The organism is Promicromonospora sp. NPDC060271 (assembly GCF_042726755.1).
Lineage (GTDB): Bacteria > Actinomycetota > Actinomycetes > Actinomycetales > Cellulomonadaceae > Promicromonospora.
Window position 1 is genome coordinate 1 of the sequence record NZ_JBHXBG010000074.1, and the last position, 15,870, is coordinate 15,870.

Below are 15,870 nucleotides of genomic sequence, written 5' to 3' on the forward strand. Positions count from 1 at the left end.
CTGCCGATCACCTGACCTTTTACCGATCATTCAGCGGGCGATCATTCGGCGCGATCGCCCCGCCGGATCAGCTCACATCTTGTGGCCGGCCGAACGGAGCTGCTGGCACGCCTCGACGATGCGGGCGGCCATACCTGCCTCCGCCGCCTTGCCCCAGGCACGCGGGTCGTAGGCCTTCTTGTTGCCGACCTCGCCGTCCACCTTGAGCACGCCGTCGTAGTTCTTGAAGAAGTGGTCGGCCACCGGACGCGAGAACGCGTACTGCGTGTCGGTGTCGATGTTCATCTTGATGACGCCGTTGTCGACGGCCGCGGCGATCTCCTCCGCCGTCGAGCCCGAACCACCGTGGAACACGAGGTCGAACGGGTTCTCCTTGCCGATCTCCGCACCGACGGCCTTCTGGATGTCGAGCAGGATCTCCGGGCGGAGCTTGACGGCACCCGGCTTGTACACGCCGTGCACGTTGCCGAAGGTGAGGGCCGTCAGGTAGCGGCCCTTCTCGCCCGCGCCGAGTGCCTTGACCGTGGCCAGGCCGTCCTCGACCGTCGTGTACAGCTTGTCGTTGATCTCGGCGGTGTGGCCGTCCTCCTCGCCACCGACGACGCCGATCTCGATCTCGAGGATCGTGCGCGCCGCCTGCGACAGCTCGAGCAGCTCGGCCGCGATCACGAGGTTCTCCTCGATCGGCACGGTGGAACCGTCGAACATGTGCGACTGGAACGTCGGCAGGCCGCCGTTCTTGACCTGCTCCGCCTCGATGGCGAGCAGCGGCTTGACCCAGGAGTCCAGCTTGTCGGCCGTGCAGTGGTCCGTGTGGATGGCGATGTTGACGCCGTAGCCCTTGGCGACCTCGGTCGCGTAGGCCGCGAGCGCCAGCGAGCCCGAGACGCGGTCCTTCACCGTCGAGCCCGACGCGTACTCGCCGCCGCCCACGGAGACCTGGATGATGCCGTCGGACTCGGCCTCGGCAAAGCCCTGAAGTGCGGCAGTGATGGTCTGCGACGAGGTGATGTTGACGGCGGGGTAGGCGAACTTGCCGGCCTTCGCCCGGTCGATCATCTCGGCGTAGACCTCAGGGGTTGCGATGGGCATCTGCGAAACTCCAAATGACTGGTGAGATGGGCGGTCGCAAAGAATGTCCAGGGCCGCCCGGGTAGGCACCTTCGATCTTGCCACGATCCACAGGCCGCTGTGTGCGGCCGTTCGACAGTCGAACGGCCGAAACACTGTGGTCTTCGTCTGTCCGTCACCCTCGGACGCCGTCGAGGACCGCTCTGACCTCAGCTGACGGGGCGGTCCTCCGGGTTGCGTTCACGGACGGGGGTGAAGGCGGCTACGCCGACCACCGCCAGATAGACGACGGCCACCGCGAGCAGCGGCCCGGATGCGCCGAAGCGGTCGGCGGCGGCGGTGAGGACAGCGGCGCCGAGGGGCGCGAGGCTGTAGTGGATGGTCCAGAACGCCGCGGTGACCCGCCCGAGCAGGGCGTCGGGCGTGACGAGCTGGCGCAGCGACATCGAGCAGACCGCAGCGAGCATGAGCCCGAACCAGAACACGAAGACCGCCGCCCCCATGACCACCGCGTCGCGGTTCAGCGCGAGTGCCACGCCTGCCAGGCCGCACAGGGTCATGGCGGTGATCCAGCAGGCCCCGAAGCCGAACGTCCGGCGCAGGCGGGCGGACAGGACCGCCGCGAGGCACGTACCGGCCCCTGCCGCGGCCATGACGTACCCGACGACGTCCTCGCTCTGCCCCAGGCCGTGCCGCACCTGGTAGATGATCACGTCGGTCAGGCCGTACGTGACGAAGGTGGTGATCGTCAGGGAGACGGTCAGCACGCGCAGCACGGGGTGGCGCCACAGGAACCGCGCGCCGGTGACGAAGCCCGTCCGGAGGTCGCGTCCGAGACCGGGGCGGTCCACCGTCGCGGCGGGTGCCACCCGGGAGAGGCGGACGGCGAGCAGCCCGAGCGCCGAGACGCCGAAGGTCGCCGCGTCGACGGCGATCGCCGTCGTGACGCCCACCGTCGAGGCGATCAGCCCGGCGAGCGCCGGTCCGCCGATGGTGGCCAGCGAGGCGGTGGCCTGGAGCCTGCTGTTGGCCTCGGCAATCCGTTCCCGGCCGACGATGGCCGGCACCACCGTGATGTAGGTGATCCGGAAGAGCTGCCCGAACACCGACGCGACACCCGCGACGACGAACAGCAGCCAGGTCTGCGGCTCGATCGCCCAGCAGACCGGGACGGCCGCGAACAGCAGCAGGCGCGCCACGTCGCAGGCGATCAGGAGCCTGCGCCGGTCGAACCGGTCGACCACCGCCCCGCCGACGAGGCCCGTCGAGAGCGACCCGACCGCCATGACGCTCGTCAGCAGGCCCATCTGCACCAGCGAGCCGGTGGCCTCCAGCATGAGCAGGGGGAAGGCGATCACCGAGAACGAGTCGCCCAGCACCGAGAGCGTCTGGGTGCCCCAGAAGACCACGAAGTTCCGGTCCCGGGTCAGGGACTCGCTGCTCATCCGCCGCTCCGGTCCACCTGACGATCCTTGCCGAGTCCTCACCCGCAAGCAACGACGTCTCTGGGCCGACGGCGTCCCGTGCTCGCCCTGGAGCGACGGCCTACGAGGCGTGCCGTGTCGCCCAGGCGTGCATCGCTATGGCGGCAGCGGCTCCCGCGTTGATCGACCGGGTCGAGCCGTACTGCGTGATGTGCAGGACGACGTCGCAGGCGGCCTGCGCCTCCGCCGTCAGGCCGGTGGACTCCTGGCCGAACAGCAGGACGCACTCCCGGGGGAGGGCATACCCCTCGATCGGTACGGAGCCCGGCACGTTGTCGATGCCGACGATCGGCAGGCCGCCCGGGGCCGCCGTTCGCGCCCACTCGGCCAGCGCCGGGGCGTCCGGGTGGTGCGTCACGTGCAGGTACCGGTCGGTGACCATGGCGCCGCGGCGATTCCACCGACGTCGGCCCACGATGTGCACGCCCGCCGCGTTGAACGCGTTGGCGGTGCGGACCACTGAACCGATGTTGAGGTCGTGCGCCCAGTTCTCGATGGCCACGTGGAGCGGGTGCCTGCGCGTGTCCAGGTCGGCGACTATCGCCTCCACGGACCAGTACCGGTAGTGGTCGGCGACGTTCCGGCGGTCGCCGTCGGCCAGGAGCTCCGGGTCGTAGCGCGGGTCGTCGGGCAGCGGTCCGGGCCACGGGCCGACGCCGACCTGGCTCTCGACAGGCTCGACCCCCGGCTGGGCAGGTGTGTCCCGCGAGGACTCGGTGCTGGTCATGCCCGTCATTGTGCCCCGCCGGACGCGCAGCCTTCGTGGGGACAGCGGCTGTCCCTCCCGATCCCCCGCGCGGCTTGTCGTGCGATCTCACCTCACGAGCCCGCATGCTCCAGAGCGAAAGCGACAGCGTCCTGAGGGGTTGCCGCGATCGGCGGTGAGTCTGGAACGGGGTGGCCGTCGACGTCGAGCATCTGCCAACCGCCGAGGCTGACCACCGGCACTCCACGGCGCTTGGCGAGGGCGAGCTCGGACAGGGTGCCCCAGGAACCGCCGACGACGATCACGGCATCCGCCGACCACACCAGGACGGCGTTGCGGGCCTCACCCATGTTCGTGACCAGGACGGCGCTGAGATCAGGGTTGGCGTCGTTCTTGCTGGCTCCCGGACGGACTCCGATCACCAGACCGCCGGCCGAGCGCGCGCCGGCGGAGACTGCGGCCATGACGCCTGCCCCGCCACCGTTGAGGACGGTGGCTCCGGCTTGGGCGAGCAAGCGCCCGACCTCGTGCGCGTTGGCGGCGTCCTGCTCGGTGCATTCGCGTGGCCCGCAGACAGCGACCTGGTTCGGCATGGTTCCTCCTGGTCACGGCTCAGGTTCAGATGGCATGTCGAAACGAGCTCAGGGATCAAGCCTGCGAAACCGCGCAAGTATCGCTTGGCCTGCCTCCACAACGGCGTCGGCACCGCGTGAGGCGATACGGATCGCGCGCTGGGCTTGGTGAGGGAGCCGGTACTTCTCGGCACCGGACAGTGCCGTCAACAACGCTTCCTCTGCTGCGTCCCGGTCGCCATTGACGAGATGCACCTCGCCAGCGGTCACCCTCTCGATGACTGTCCACTGTGGAGCCACCGCTTGAGCCGTGACAGGCAGCGACTCCATGAGTCTGGCAGCGAGGGATCCTCGGCCCGTGGCGACGAGGCCACGTATCCGCACCTCGTGAAATGTGAACTGGTTGCCGAGCATCCCGGCGTCTCCCAAGGTGTCGAGCTGACGCTGATAGTTGTCGATTGTGGTGTCGAACAACGCCGCGTCGCCTGCTTCGCCGGCAGCGCGCGCGAGGAAAGCCAGTGCAGTGATCCGCGCAGCGGGATCTGCGCGCAGTTCGATCGAACTGCTCAAGCGCTCAATCGCAGCACTGGTCCGCCCTGCTTTTCTGAGCTCGTTTCCATGCATAGCAAACGCATAGGCAAGGAATTGCGGCTCGTCCAGTCGCTGAGCGACGTTCAGGGCCTGCCCCGTCCACCGTGCGGCGGTGGCGAGTCTTTCCTCCGGGAGTACCGTTCCGAGTGCAATGCCAAGGGATGCCCGCGCTCTGCCGAGAAGCGCCCACGATCCTCGGTCGACGTATCCGTCGATCGCACGGGCTTCAAGCCTGGCGACGAGTGGCCACAGCTCGTCGATAGCATCGACGGTGCGACCCGCTTGGCGGGCGATGTCCGCCAGTTTCAACACTGATTCCGCAAACTGTGTGAGCGCTGCCGTCGTGGCATCGTCCACTGCCGTCACGCCGAGGACGTGCGGTGGGACACCGAGACATTGTGCGATGTGGCGAAGGACGCCGACGTCGGTGATGGTCCGGCGGCGGGTCTCGATCATCGACACATACGTCTTGTCGTAACCGAGCAGCGCGGCTACTTGTTCTTGGCTCAGCCCGTTCAGTCGACGGTAGGCGCGGAGGATCACAGCGAGGTCGCGGGAACGCAGCGCATGGCTCGCGTCGGTGCTAGACCACAGCCACAGGGCTGACGGGCGCCCTCGCTGACCTCCCGGCGACCGCTCGGTCATCGCAGGTCGCGAGCCATCAGTTCGAGCCATGTCGCGATGGATCGACGGTAGCCCTCAGGCATCGTCAGCCGGGCGATCTCAGCGGCGGTGAACAACCCGACTTCCTTGTGCTCATGCGACAGGACGGGTTCAACGTCCGCCTCCGGGTAGCAACCATAGGTCGCGATGAAGACGTGCTTCTTAGCCACCTGGATGTAGTACATCCAGGTGTCAAGAATCGGGCCAGTCTTGACCTTCCATTGCGTCTCCTCCCAGATCTCGCGGGCCACGCATTCTTCGGGCGTCTCGCCGATCTCAATACGCCCGCCTGGCAGCTCCCATTCTTCACGTTCGTTCTTCAGGAGCAGCACCCGTTCGGCCTTGTCCGCGACAACACCCTTGACGGAAATCGGGAACATGGACGGAGACAGAGACACCAGATCATCCTCTCGTGTGGCTACCGTTCGATCGCTGCGAGCGTAGCAACAGCGCCCAGCACGGGATGCCAGATCAGGGTTGACAATCCGTCAGTAGACGCCCTTCGCCGCAGGCGGTGTAGTTCATTGCATCGAAACCTGGAGGTGGACACCTATGCACACGGACCTACCCCTCCGTAATAGCTCGGCACCAGCCGATGTGCTCGCGGACGTTGCATCAGTCGGAGTGGCGTTGATCGATGGCGTGCCCGGACGGTCCGGGCTCGTCGCGCTCGCCCACTCGATCGGGACCGTGGTGCCGCACAGAGACAGCGACCTGGACGGCGCAACCGCGATCGAAGACCGCGCTCACCGCGACGCCGCCATGGTGGGATTCACCCGCGCACCGTTGGCACCCCACACCGACCGCTCCAGCATCGAGAACCCGCCCGGACTGCTCCTGACGGTCTGCAGCCAGGAACCAGTCTCCGGCGGCGAGTCAGTGATCGTCGACGGACAGGCCGTCTATGACGACCTGGCACAGACCATGCCCAGCGCACTCGCTGCGCTGTGCGCTCCGCGCTCCGCACTGTTCGGCGGCGCCGACGGATACCTCGGATCGGTCTTCGCACCTGGACCGGACGGTGTGGTGGCCGTGCGGCTCAGGCTCGACAGCCTCGTGCGGTTCGCACCCGCCGTCGCACCACACATTCCCGCTCTGCGTGCCGCGATCGAACGACACCTCGTCACGCTGCCTGTCCGCACTGGCGCTGGCTACGTGCTGAACAACCGCCGGTGGCTTCATGGGCGCCGAGGTTTTGCCGGACCACGGCTCATGTACCGAGTGACAGCGGACCCACGCCCTCACACCGTGACTGCGGGGTTCCGGCCGGAAACCACCGTAACCGGCGAGACTGCCGTTCCCACCGTCCTGCGCCGTCAGGAGCCCATCGACACGACCACAACTGCCGAACCCGCACCCCTCTCATCCATCACAGCCCCTGGGGACCACCCATGACACCGGCGACTACTTCGACGCCAACGGTCCTGTCCGAATATTCTGCCGGGGCAAGCGGGTCAGTGATGATCGCATTGGACATCGACGGGACAATCACCGCCAGCGGCAGCCTGGACGTACCCGCCATGACGACTGCGGCCGTCTCTCGTGCTCGGGCGAGCGGCCATCACGTGGTTCTGGCCTCGGGCCGGTCCCTGGCCGGTGTGATGCCCATCGCTCGCGCCCTGGATCTCGATACAGGCTGGGTCGTCGCGTCCAACGGTGCGGTGATCGCCCGCCTGGCATCCGGCTCGGACGGGTACGAGCTCGACGCCGGTATCGATGTCCAGCTCCTCGATTCACGTCTGGTCATCACCGCGGCGCTCACCGCGCGGCTGCCCGCACTGGGGATCGCCGTGGAGGAGATCGGCGTCGGCTACTACGTCGATGCCCTCTTTCCCGCTGGGCTTCTACGAGGTAACCAGACGGTGCTGCCGGTACATGAGCTGCAGACCTTGGCCTCTCCCCGGATCGTGCTGCGCGCGCCGAGCGTGCACGCTCTGGTCAACCCGTTGCGTGCCGTCGGGCTCACCGTCACACCCGCCGGCGTCGACTGGCTGGACGTGACCCCCGGCGGGCTCTCCAAGGCGACAGCCCTCGAAACCGTACGCCGTCGTCTGAGCGTCGACCCCACCAACACAATCGCTGTGGGCGACTCCGACAACGACATCGAAGCCCTGCGGTGGGCAGCGCGCGGCGTCGCCATGGGAGACGCACCTGAAATTGTCCGCGCCGCCGCCGACGAGGTCACAGGGAACCTCCAAGAACACGGGGTGGTCGACGTGCTCCGTTCGTTGACGGTCGCGCGATGAGCGCCGTCGAACTCGGAGCGGAGCAGGAAGACTTCGCCTCCGAAGCCGTCGCCACCGTGACCGCACCCCCTCTGTTGGGACCTGAGGCCCCGGCCGCGCCCGTATCGGCGCCACCGACGGCTCCGCGCGGAACCTGCGTGAACTGCGGAAGCGACGTCACGCTCCAACAGGTCGCGACCGACACGGCCCGCCACACCTACCAATGGGTTCCTGCCGGTGAGGCTCGCCGCCCGGGGCGCTGGTGCAGCGAAGCGGCGATGCCGGCGTATCACTGGGCTCACGGCGCCACCGCTGCTGTCTACCACGTCTCGATCTGACCCCACCCAGGCGCCGTTCGCTGCTGACACAGCGGCAGAACCAACTTCTACGAGGCGCTGCTCCTACGAACCAAGTGATGGGGTCGACACGATGCACAAAGAGGTCCGCAAGGCGGTCGAGGAGGCTCGGCGCGCAGGCTTCGGAGTCCGTGAGCTGAGCGGTCACACGTGGGGTCGGATCGAATGCTCCTGCGGCAAGCATGTCAAGGTCTTCTCGACGGGCAAGAACCCAGAGAATGGGGCCAAGGAGATCCGTCGATTCATCGCCCAGCACAAGGACCACGTCTCATGACGACATTCCAGTTCACCCTTCGCCTGGACCGCGAGCTGAGCGAAGCGGAGGAGGATGCTATCGAGGCCGGAGTGCCCGAGGTCCACAGCATCGAGGGCGGTCTCGGCTCGACCGACGCGCACGTCGCCATCGACACCGACTCCTTCGCCGACGCCGTCACAGCCGTCGTGTGGAAGATCGAGGCCACCGGGCAGCGCGTCGTCGGTCTCGAACTAGCGGATCTGGTGACACTCGACGAGATCGCGGCTCGCGTCGGCCAGGACACCGAATTGGTACGGGCGAGGGCCACAGACGTCGACGCAGGGTTCCCCGCGACGAGCGGACCTGCGGAATGGGGCCTGTACCCGTGGCCTGCGGTGTCCGCCTGGTTCCGGGAGCGATTCCCCGGCCAGCAGTTCGAGCTCGACCAGCAGGGCGCCGTCGCGGACCTGGTCCTGCGTGCGCGCTCGCTCGCCGACATCGATCACCGAGCGCGGTGGGCACGGCTCCTCACTGTCTGACCTGCACGCCGTCAGAAGATCAGACCTGGTCGACGATGTCCGCTATCGAGTTCACCACGTGGCTCGGGCGGAACGGGTACGTCTCGACCTCGTCGACGGTCGTCGACCCCGTGAGCACCAGGAACGTCTCCAGGCCGGCCTCCATGCCGCCGAGGATGTCCGTGTCCATGCGGTCGCCCACCATCGTCGTCGACTCCGAGTGCGCGCCGATCAGGTTGAGCGCCGACCGGAACAGCACCGGGTTCGGCTTGCCCACGTAGTAGGGCTGGCGGCCGGTCGCCGCCGTGATCATCGCGGCCACCGACCCGGCGGCGGGCAGCAGGCCCTCCTGCGAGGGGCCGGTCACGTCGGGGTTGGTGCAGATGAACCGGGAGCCGCCCGTGATCAGCCGGATCGCCTTGGTGATGGCCTCGAAGGAGTACGTGCGGGTCTCGCCGAGCACCACGTAGTCCGGGTCGGACTCGGTGAGCGTGTAGCCCGCCTGGTGCAGCGCCGTCGTCAGGCCGGCCTCGCCTATCGCGTACGCGCTGCCGTTCGGGATCTGGTCGGCGACGAACTGGGCGGTGGCGAGGGCCGACGTCCAGATGTTCTCCTCGGGCACCTCGATGCCGCTGTAGGCGAGCCGGGCACGCAGGTCGCGTGGCGTGAAGATCGAGTTGTTCGTCAGGACGAGGAACGGCAGCTCCTTGTCCCGCAGCGCCTTGATGAACTCGGGGCCGCCGGGAAGGGCGGTGCCCTCGTGCACCAGCACGCCGTCCATGTCCGTCAGCCAGGCTTCGGTGGTCCGCTCGATCATGGGCGTCAGCCTAGCTGGCGCGCCGTACCGCCAGGGGTCAGGTCAGGCCCGGGATCCCGTAGCCGTCGATCGTCCCGCCCGACTCGAAGCGCGGACCACCCTTCTCCATGGGCAGCACGATCCGCGCGACCTCCGCGACGCGCTTGGCCCGCTCGGTCAGGGTCGTCACGTCGGTACGGCCGGGCCGCCACAGCATGATCGACGGCCCCTCGATCCGGAGCCGCGAGCCGTGGAAGTCGGGCAGCATCACGATGTTCGCGAGGCGCGCGTCGAGGGCCCTGCGCGCGAAGTACTCGTCGGAGGTGCGCACGAGCCACTGGCCGTCGAACGCGGGGTTGTCGATCTGGACGTCCTGCGCGCCGAAGAGCTTCTGCCACTTCTCGCGGATGCCCTCCGGCGACAGGTCCACCACGGGCTCGCCCGGTAGTGCGTCGAGCGCCACGACGTGGGCAGTGCGCCGCAGGCCGGGGCGGCGCGTGTCGGCGCCGGGTGTCCCCGTGCGCCAGGTGTAGGTGAACGAGACGATGTCGTGGCCGTCGACGTTCCCCCGGAGCACGTCGCGCGCCTCCCGGTCCAGGCCGAGGCCGAACGGCTGGCCGCTCCAGCGCTGGGCGAGCACCGGATCCTTGCCGATGTACTCCCACCCGTTCGCCTCTGCCCACTGGGCGACGTCCTGCGAGCGCCCGCGCTTCATCACCCGCACCGCGGCGATGGTGAACGCCACCAGTCCGATGACGAGCAGGACTAAAGCGACAAATGGCCCCATGAACCTAAAGATACAGTAGGGCTAGGCAAAAGTCTTCGCGGGAAGTGATATCGAGACGACCGGATTACGGTATTGGCGACCTCAGGCGAGGCCCAGGTCCTGCAGGCCGTACAGGTAGTGGTACGGCACGCCGAGCGCCTCGATCTTCTCGCCGGCTCCGGTGGCCCGGTCGACGATCGTGGCCACGCCGAGCACCTCGGCGCCCGCCGCGCGCGCCGCCTCGATCGCGGCGATCGGCGAGCCGCCGGTGGTGGTGGTGTCCTCCACCACGACCACCTTGCGCCCGGCGATGTCCGGCCCTTCGATCTGGCGCTGCATGCCGTGCGCCTTGGCCGCCTTGCGCACCACGAACGCGTCCAGGTCCTGCCCGCGTGAGGCCGCGGCGTGCAGCAGCGCGTCGGCGATGGGGTCGGCGCCGAGGGTGAGCCCGCCCACCGCGTCGATCTCGGCGGTGCCGAGCCCTACCTCCTCGAGGTGGTCGAGGAGCACGTGCCCGACGAGCGGGGCCGCCCGGTGGTGCAGCGTGATCCGGCGCAGGTCGACGTAGTAGTCGGCCTCCTTGCCTGAGGACAGGGTCACCTTGCCGTGCACCACGGCGAGCTCCTTGATGAGCTCTGCCAGCTGCTCGCGCGGGGTCGGGGAGAAGTCAGCGTTCACGGTGCAAGGGTACGTCGCGGCGGACGCCGGTCCGGGTTGCCGTGGACCTCTGGGAGGGTTCTGCTGTGAGCATCATGGACAACGCGGTGTACGTGGACGGAAAGCGCACGGCGAACCCGGCGAGCATCGAGGAGACCTGCGAGGTCACCCGCGAGCGGGGCGGGACCGCCTGGGTCGACCTGGCCTGGCCCGAACCCGACGAGATCCGGGAGGTGGCCGAGGAGTTCTCCCTGCACCACCTCGCCGTCGAGGACGCCATCCACGCGCACCAGCGCCCGAAGATCGAGCACTACGACGACGTCCTGTTCGTGGTGCTGCATCCCGCGCGCAGCGTGGACGACGACGGTGACGGGCACATCGACCGGGTCGAGTTCGGCGAGGTGCACGCCTGGGTGGGACCGGACTTCGTGGTCACCATCCGGCGGTCCGTCACGCCGGACCTGGACGCCATGCGGGGCCGGCTGGAGCAGGACCCCGACCTGCTGCGCCTGGGACCGGTCGCGATCCTCGTGGCGCTCCTGGACGAGGTCGTTGACACCTATCGCCCCGTCGTCACGCGGCTGCGCGGCGACATCGACCAGATCGAGGACCAGCTCTTCTCGCGCGACCCGGAGGTGTCGTTCCGCATCTACGAGGCGACCCGCGAGGTGATCGGGCTGCAGCGCGCCACCGGCCCGCTGGTGGACATGCTCCAGGAGCTGCACGACGCCAAGCAGCGGTACGTCGGCGGGGAGCCGGGCACGGAGCACCTCGACGCCGACCTCCCGCAGGACCCGCTCTGGGTCGAGCTGCTGCGCAGCCTGCGCAACGTGCTGGACCACGCCGTCAAGCACGCGGAGACGTCGGGCACGTTCCGCGCGCTGCTGACGAACGCGCTGAACGTGCACTCCACCCTGGTGACCCAGGAGCAGAACGAGGAGATGCGGCGCATGTCGGCGATCAGCCTTCAGCAGAGCGAGCAGACCAAGAAGATCTCCGCCTGGGCCGCGATCCTCTTCGCGCCGACGCTGATCGGCACCATCTACGGCATGAACTTCCACCACATGCCCGAGCTGCACTGGACGCTCGGGTACCCGCTCGCGCTCGCCGGGATGCTCGGCCTGGGCGGGATCTTCTACTGGATCTTCAAGAAGGTCGGCTGGCTCTGACACTTGTCAGACGCTCAGGTCACCGGAGTGACCTGAGCTTCTGACACGGACGGGTCGGTTCAGCGGTACTTGCCGACGGCGCGGACGGCCCAGCGCGGCGCCGCCCGCAGCACGGCGGCGGCCACCTTGTACCGCACCGAGGGTGTGGACAGGACGACGCCGCGGCGCACGTCCTCCAGCGCCACCCGGACGACGTCGGAGGCGTCGAGCCAACCCCACTCCGGGATCGCCGACTTAGGGATGCCCGCCCGCTCGTGGAACTCCGTGTGCGTGAAGCCGGGGGACAGCAGCGTCGCGGTGACGCCGGTGCCCTTGAGCTCGACCGCGAGCGACTCGGTGAAGGTCCGCACGTACGCCTTGGCCGCTGCGTAGGTGCCGCCGGCGGTCAGGGCCGCCACCGAGCCGACGTTGAGGATCGCGCCCCGGTCGCGTTCGAGCATCTGCCCGACGGCGGCGTGGGTCAGCTCGACGACCGCCTTGACCATGACGTCGATCCCGCGGCGCTCGGTGCTGATCCGGCCCTCCGCGAAGCTCGCGCTCGTGGCGAAGCCCGCGTTGTTGACGAGCAGCCCGACGGGCGGCAGGCCGCCGTCCTCGGGACCGCCGCCGCCGACGGCGAGCCGCCGCGCGACCCGCGCGACGTCGTCGGGCACCGACAGGTCCGCGCGGAGCACCTCGACCGCCACACCGTGGGCGCCGCGGAGCTCCGCGGCGACCTGGTCGAGGCGCTCCTCGTCGCGGGCCACGAGCACCAGGTCGTGTCCCGCCGCCGCGAGCTGCCGAGCGAACTCGAGTCCCAGGCCGGCGGACCCGCCGGTGATCAGTGCTGTGCTCATAGAGGCACCTTAGGCCGTTGGGCGGCTGAGCGATTGTGCCCAGATTCCGGCCTGATCCTGGGCACAATCGCTCACCTCGGGGACCGAGGGCTACGCCTCGGTGCGTTCCCGGCGCTTTAGCCAGATGCCCACGGCCAGCAGCACCACGATCGCGACGTACGCCGAGGCGGCGAACGGGCTGGCGACCAGGTAGCTCAGGTCGCCCTGGCTGATCGCGAGGGAACGGCGCAGCCGGTCCTCCGCCATCGGGCCGAGGATCATGCCGACCACCAGCGGTGCCACGGGGTACCCGTAGCGCCGCATGAAGAACCCTGCCGCGCCGATGAGCACCAGGAGCAGCACGTCGACCGGCGAGAAGTTCAGCGCGTAGGAGCCGAGCGCGCCGAACATGAGGATGCCCGCGTAGAGGTAGTGCCGCGGGATGCGCAGCACCTTCACCCACATGCCCACGAGCGGCAGGTTCAGCACCACGAGCATGAGGTTGCCGATGTACAGGCTCGCGATCAGCGCCCACACCAGCCCGGACTCGTTCAGCATGAGCTGCGGGCCGGGCTGGATGCCGTAGGACTGGAACGCGACGACGATGATGGCCGCTGTCGCCGTCGTGGGCAGGCCGAGGGTGAGCAGCGGGACCAGCACACCCGCCGAGGCGGCGTTGTTCGCCGACTCCGGACCCGCCACGCCCTCGATGGCGCCCTTGCCGAACTGCTTGCGACGCTCCTTGCCGGCGAGCCGCTTCTCGGTCGCGTAGGAGAGGAACGTCGCGACGTCGGCCCCGCCTGCCGGGATGGTGCCCACCGGGAAACCGATGGCCGCGCCACGCAGCCACGGCTTCCAGGAACGGCGCCAGTCGTCGCGCTTCATCCAGGAGCGCCAGCCCTTCTCGACCGGGATCACCTTGATCGGTCCGTGCCGCAGCCGGGAGCCCACGTACAGGGCCTCACCGACGGCGAACAGGCCGACGGCGACCACCACGACGTCGATCCCGTCGGCCAGGTTGGGCACGCCGAACGTGAAGCGCTGCTGGCCCGTCAGGGTGTCGGTGCCGACCAGCCCGAGGAACAGGCCGAGGGCGAGCGACGCGAGGCCACGCGGGACCGAGGAGCCGATCAGGGCGCCCACGGTGATGAACGCGACCACCATGAGGGCGAAGTAGTCGGGATCGCCGAGCTGGACCGCCACGTCGGCGATCACCGGCGCAAGGAACGTAAGCGCGACCGTTGCGATCGTGCCCGCGACGAACGAACCGATGGCCGCGGTGGCGAGCGCCGCGGCGCCCCGCCCGGCGCGCGCCATCTTGTTGCCCTCGATCGCCGTGACTATCGAGGCGGACTCACCGGGTGTGTTGAGCAGGATCGACGTCGTCGAGCCGCCGTACATGCCGCCGTAGTAGATGCCGGCGAAGGCGATGATCGCCGCCGTCGGCTCCAGGGTGTACGTCAGCGGGAGGAGCAGCGCGATGGCCATTGCCGGGCCGATGCCCGGCAGCACGCCGACCGCCGTGCCGATGAAGACGCCGAACAGCGCCCACAGCAGGTAGACCGGGTGCAGGACGGTGGCGAACCCCTCGAGCAACGCGGAGAAGTTATCCATGGAGGAACGGCACCCCTTCGAGCAGCGGGCCCGGCGGGAGCGACAGCCCCAGCAGCCCGCCGAAGATCAGTTGGACTAGCAGGCCAAGCACGAGCCCGGTCAGGGCCGCACGCCACCACGGGCGCGCGCCGAGGATCATCGCGGCAGCCGCGAACAGGACCGCCGCGGCGAACGGCCAGCCGATGACGTTGATCAGGAACACGTGGACCACCAGGGCGACCACCAGCAGGACCACCGTCAGCCAGTCGGTGCGGACGGTCGGGTCGACGTCCTCGCCGCCCTCCTCCTCACCGCCCCGGCCGCTCAGGACCAGGAGGACCAGCACGACGCCGACCACGGCGAGCATCCCGCCCACCAGATAGGGGAAGGCCCGCGGCCCCAGCGTGTTGGTCGAGCTGGGCACGGTGATGCTCCCGGCGGCGATCAGCACGTACACGCCGAGCGCAGTGGTGGCAAGGGCCAGGACGAGCTCGCCCCACCGACGGCGCGGCGGCCCCGCGGCCCCCGGCTCGAGCCTGTCCGACGGCGGAGGGCCCGCCTCCGCCGTCGGCTCACCCGGTGCTGTGGGCGCCAGGGGCGCCGCGTCGTCGGACCTCACTGGATGAGACCGATGTCCTGGAGCACCACCTGGATCTCGGCGATGTTCCCCTCGAGGTACGTGTCGAACTCGTCGCCGGCGAGGAAGGCGTCGTCCCAGCCCTTCTCCTCGAGGGTGGCCTTCCACGCCTCGGACCCGGCGAGCTCCGTGACCGCCGTGGTCAGCGCCTCCTTGTCGGCCTCCTCGATGTTGCCCGGGGCGACCACACCGCGCCAGTTGGTGAGGACGACGTCGTACCCGGCCTCGGTGAGGGTCGGGGTGTCGGGCAGCGCGTCGACGCGCTCCTCGCCGGACACCGCGAGCGCACGGAGCTCACCGGCCGCCACCTGCTCGGCGTACTCGCTGACGCCCGAGATACCCGCGCTCACGTTGTTGCCGAGCAGCGCGGCCAGCGACTCGCCGCCGCCCGAGTAGGCGATGTAGTTCAGCTTGTTCTGGATGTGCTCCGACGGCATGCCCGCGGCCTGGAGCAGCATCCCCGCGAGGATGTGGTCCGTGCCGCCGGCGGACCCGCCGGTGATCGACACGTCCTTGCCGTTCTCCGTGATGTCCTCGACGAGGTCGTCGACGCTCTTGTACGGCGAGTCCGCCGGGACCACGATGACCTCCTGCTCCTCCGTGAGGCGCGCGATCGGGGTGGTGTGCTCGATCCGGGCCTGCGCCTCGTTGGTCTCGACGGCCCCGACCATGACCAGACCCATCACGAGCAGGGTGTTCGGGTCCGTTGCGTTGGCGATGTTCGCCAGGCCCACCGTGCCGCCCGCACCGTCGACGTTGGTCACCGTGGCGCTGCCGACCAGACCCTCCTCCTGCATGTCGGCCTGCATGGCACGGCCCGTCTGGTCCCAGCCGCCACCCGGACCCGCCGGGACCACGATGCTGAGCTCGTCGATGGCCGCGTCGCCGCCGCCACCGCCGCCCGCCTCCAGGGCCGAGCAGCCCGCGAGGGTCAGGGCCAGAACTATCCCGACCGGGGCAGCCCCGGTTCGCATGACGCGCATGTCTTCTCCTTTGAGTGGATGCGGCTGAGTGAA

General features: G+C 69.0%; 18 protein-coding genes. 5 read left to right on the top strand and 13 right to left on the bottom strand.

Annotated elements, in window-relative coordinates:
• Window positions 1-72 precede the first annotated feature (72 nt).
• The 6 genes from fbaA to ACFWE2_RS13290 all read right to left on the bottom strand — a co-directional run bounded on the left by fbaA (window position 73) and on the right by ACFWE2_RS13290 (window position 5,485).
• The gene (fbaA, locus tag ACFWE2_RS13265) at window positions 73-1,092 is read right to left on the bottom strand and encodes a class II fructose-bisphosphate aldolase (protein ID WP_377224693.1); all 1,020 of its coding nucleotides are present in this window, start codon (window positions 1,090-1,092) and stop codon (window positions 73-75) included.
• 188 nt (window positions 1,093-1,280) lie between these two features.
• On the bottom strand, window positions 1,281-2,516 hold the full coding sequence (locus ACFWE2_RS13270; protein ID WP_377224694.1) for an MFS transporter: 1,236 nt from the start codon (window positions 2,514-2,516) through the stop codon (window positions 1,281-1,283).
• 100 nt (window positions 2,517-2,616) lie between these two features.
• The gene (locus ACFWE2_RS13275) at window positions 2,617-3,282 is read right to left on the bottom strand and encodes a TrmH family RNA methyltransferase (RefSeq protein WP_377224695.1); all 666 of its coding nucleotides are present in this window, start codon (window positions 3,280-3,282) and stop codon (window positions 2,617-2,619) included.
• A gap of 92 nt (window positions 3,283-3,374) precedes the next feature.
• Window positions 3,375-3,854, bottom strand: a complete 480-nt coding sequence (locus ACFWE2_RS13280; RefSeq protein WP_377224696.1) for a TIGR00725 family protein — start codon at window positions 3,852-3,854, stop codon at window positions 3,375-3,377.
• A 48-nt stretch (window positions 3,855-3,902) separates the two neighbouring features.
• Window positions 3,903-5,069, bottom strand: a complete 1,167-nt coding sequence (locus ACFWE2_RS13285; protein WP_377224697.1) for a helix-turn-helix domain-containing protein — start codon at window positions 5,067-5,069, stop codon at window positions 3,903-3,905.
• Window positions 5,066-5,485 (bottom strand): NUDIX domain-containing protein, encoded by a 420-nt coding sequence (locus ACFWE2_RS13290; RefSeq protein WP_377224698.1) that lies wholly within the window; start codon window positions 5,483-5,485, stop codon window positions 5,066-5,068. Before ACFWE2_RS13290 ends, ACFWE2_RS13285 begins: the two co-directional genes overlap by 4 nt.
• A gap of 154 nt (window positions 5,486-5,639) precedes the next feature.
• Between ACFWE2_RS13290 and ACFWE2_RS13295 the strand changes: the two genes are divergently transcribed.
• The 4 genes from ACFWE2_RS13295 (at window position 5,640) to ACFWE2_RS13310 (ending at window position 8,442) form a co-directional block, all read left to right on the top strand.
• Window positions 5,640-6,482, top strand: coding sequence for a TauD/TfdA family dioxygenase (locus ACFWE2_RS13295; protein WP_377224699.1), 843 nt, complete (start codon window positions 5,640-5,642; stop codon window positions 6,480-6,482).
• A gap of 65 nt (window positions 6,483-6,547) precedes the next feature.
• A complete protein-coding gene (locus tag ACFWE2_RS13300) occupies window positions 6,548-7,333 on the top strand; it encodes an HAD family hydrolase (protein WP_377224700.1) in 786 nt (261 codons plus the stop codon).
• A complete protein-coding gene (locus tag ACFWE2_RS13305; RefSeq protein ID WP_377224701.1) occupies window positions 7,330-7,650 on the top strand; it encodes a hypothetical protein in 321 nt (106 codons plus the stop codon). Before ACFWE2_RS13300 ends, ACFWE2_RS13305 begins: the two co-directional genes overlap by 4 nt.
• Window positions 7,651-7,938: 288 nt before the next feature.
• On the top strand, window positions 7,939-8,442 hold the full coding sequence (locus ACFWE2_RS13310) for a hypothetical protein (RefSeq protein WP_377224702.1): 504 nt from the start codon (window positions 7,939-7,941) through the stop codon (window positions 8,440-8,442).
• A 19-nt stretch (window positions 8,443-8,461) separates the two neighbouring features.
• Here the strand turns inward: ACFWE2_RS13310 and ACFWE2_RS13315 are convergent, their stop codons facing one another.
• The 3 genes from ACFWE2_RS13315 to pyrE all read right to left on the bottom strand — a co-directional run bounded on the left by ACFWE2_RS13315 (window position 8,462) and on the right by pyrE (window position 10,661).
• Window positions 8,462-9,238, bottom strand: coding sequence for an HAD-IIA family hydrolase (locus ACFWE2_RS13315; protein WP_377224703.1), 777 nt, complete (start codon window positions 9,236-9,238; stop codon window positions 8,462-8,464).
• 37 nt (window positions 9,239-9,275) lie between these two features.
• Window positions 9,276-10,004 carry a hypothetical protein gene (locus ACFWE2_RS13320; protein ID WP_377224704.1) on the bottom strand — a complete coding sequence of 243 codons (729 nt, stop codon included), beginning with the start codon at window positions 10,002-10,004 and terminating at the stop codon, window positions 9,276-9,278.
• 81 nt (window positions 10,005-10,085) lie between these two features.
• Window positions 10,086-10,661 (bottom strand): orotate phosphoribosyltransferase, encoded by a 576-nt coding sequence (pyrE, locus tag ACFWE2_RS13325; RefSeq protein WP_357444440.1) that lies wholly within the window; start codon window positions 10,659-10,661, stop codon window positions 10,086-10,088.
• Window positions 10,662-10,726: 65 nt separating this feature from the next.
• Here pyrE and ACFWE2_RS13330 point away from each other — a divergent pair, with 65 nt between their 5' ends.
• Window positions 10,727-11,809: a magnesium and cobalt transport protein CorA gene (locus ACFWE2_RS13330; protein ID WP_377224705.1), complete on the top strand. Its 1,083-nt coding sequence runs from the start codon at window positions 10,727-10,729 to the stop codon at window positions 11,807-11,809.
• A gap of 59 nt (window positions 11,810-11,868) precedes the next feature.
• Here the strand turns inward: ACFWE2_RS13330 and ACFWE2_RS13335 are convergent, their stop codons facing one another.
• From ACFWE2_RS13335 to ACFWE2_RS13350, 4 genes are all read right to left on the bottom strand, one after another.
• The gene (locus ACFWE2_RS13335; protein ID WP_377224706.1) at window positions 11,869-12,645 is read right to left on the bottom strand and encodes an SDR family NAD(P)-dependent oxidoreductase; all 777 of its coding nucleotides are present in this window, start codon (window positions 12,643-12,645) and stop codon (window positions 11,869-11,871) included.
• Between the two features lie 90 nt (window positions 12,646-12,735).
• Window positions 12,736-14,238 (bottom strand): tripartite tricarboxylate transporter permease, encoded by a 1,503-nt coding sequence (locus tag ACFWE2_RS13340; protein WP_377224707.1) that lies wholly within the window; start codon window positions 14,236-14,238, stop codon window positions 12,736-12,738.
• Window positions 14,231-14,836 carry a tripartite tricarboxylate transporter TctB family protein gene (locus tag ACFWE2_RS13345; RefSeq protein WP_377224708.1) on the bottom strand — a complete coding sequence of 202 codons (606 nt, stop codon included), beginning with the start codon at window positions 14,834-14,836 and terminating at the stop codon, window positions 14,231-14,233. The genes ACFWE2_RS13340 and ACFWE2_RS13345 overlap by 8 nt, the downstream gene beginning before the upstream one ends.
• Window positions 14,833-15,837, bottom strand: coding sequence for a Bug family tripartite tricarboxylate transporter substrate binding protein (locus ACFWE2_RS13350; RefSeq protein ID WP_377224709.1), 1,005 nt, complete (start codon window positions 15,835-15,837; stop codon window positions 14,833-14,835). Before ACFWE2_RS13350 ends, ACFWE2_RS13345 begins: the two co-directional genes overlap by 4 nt.
• Window positions 15,838-15,870: the final 33 nt, after the last annotated feature.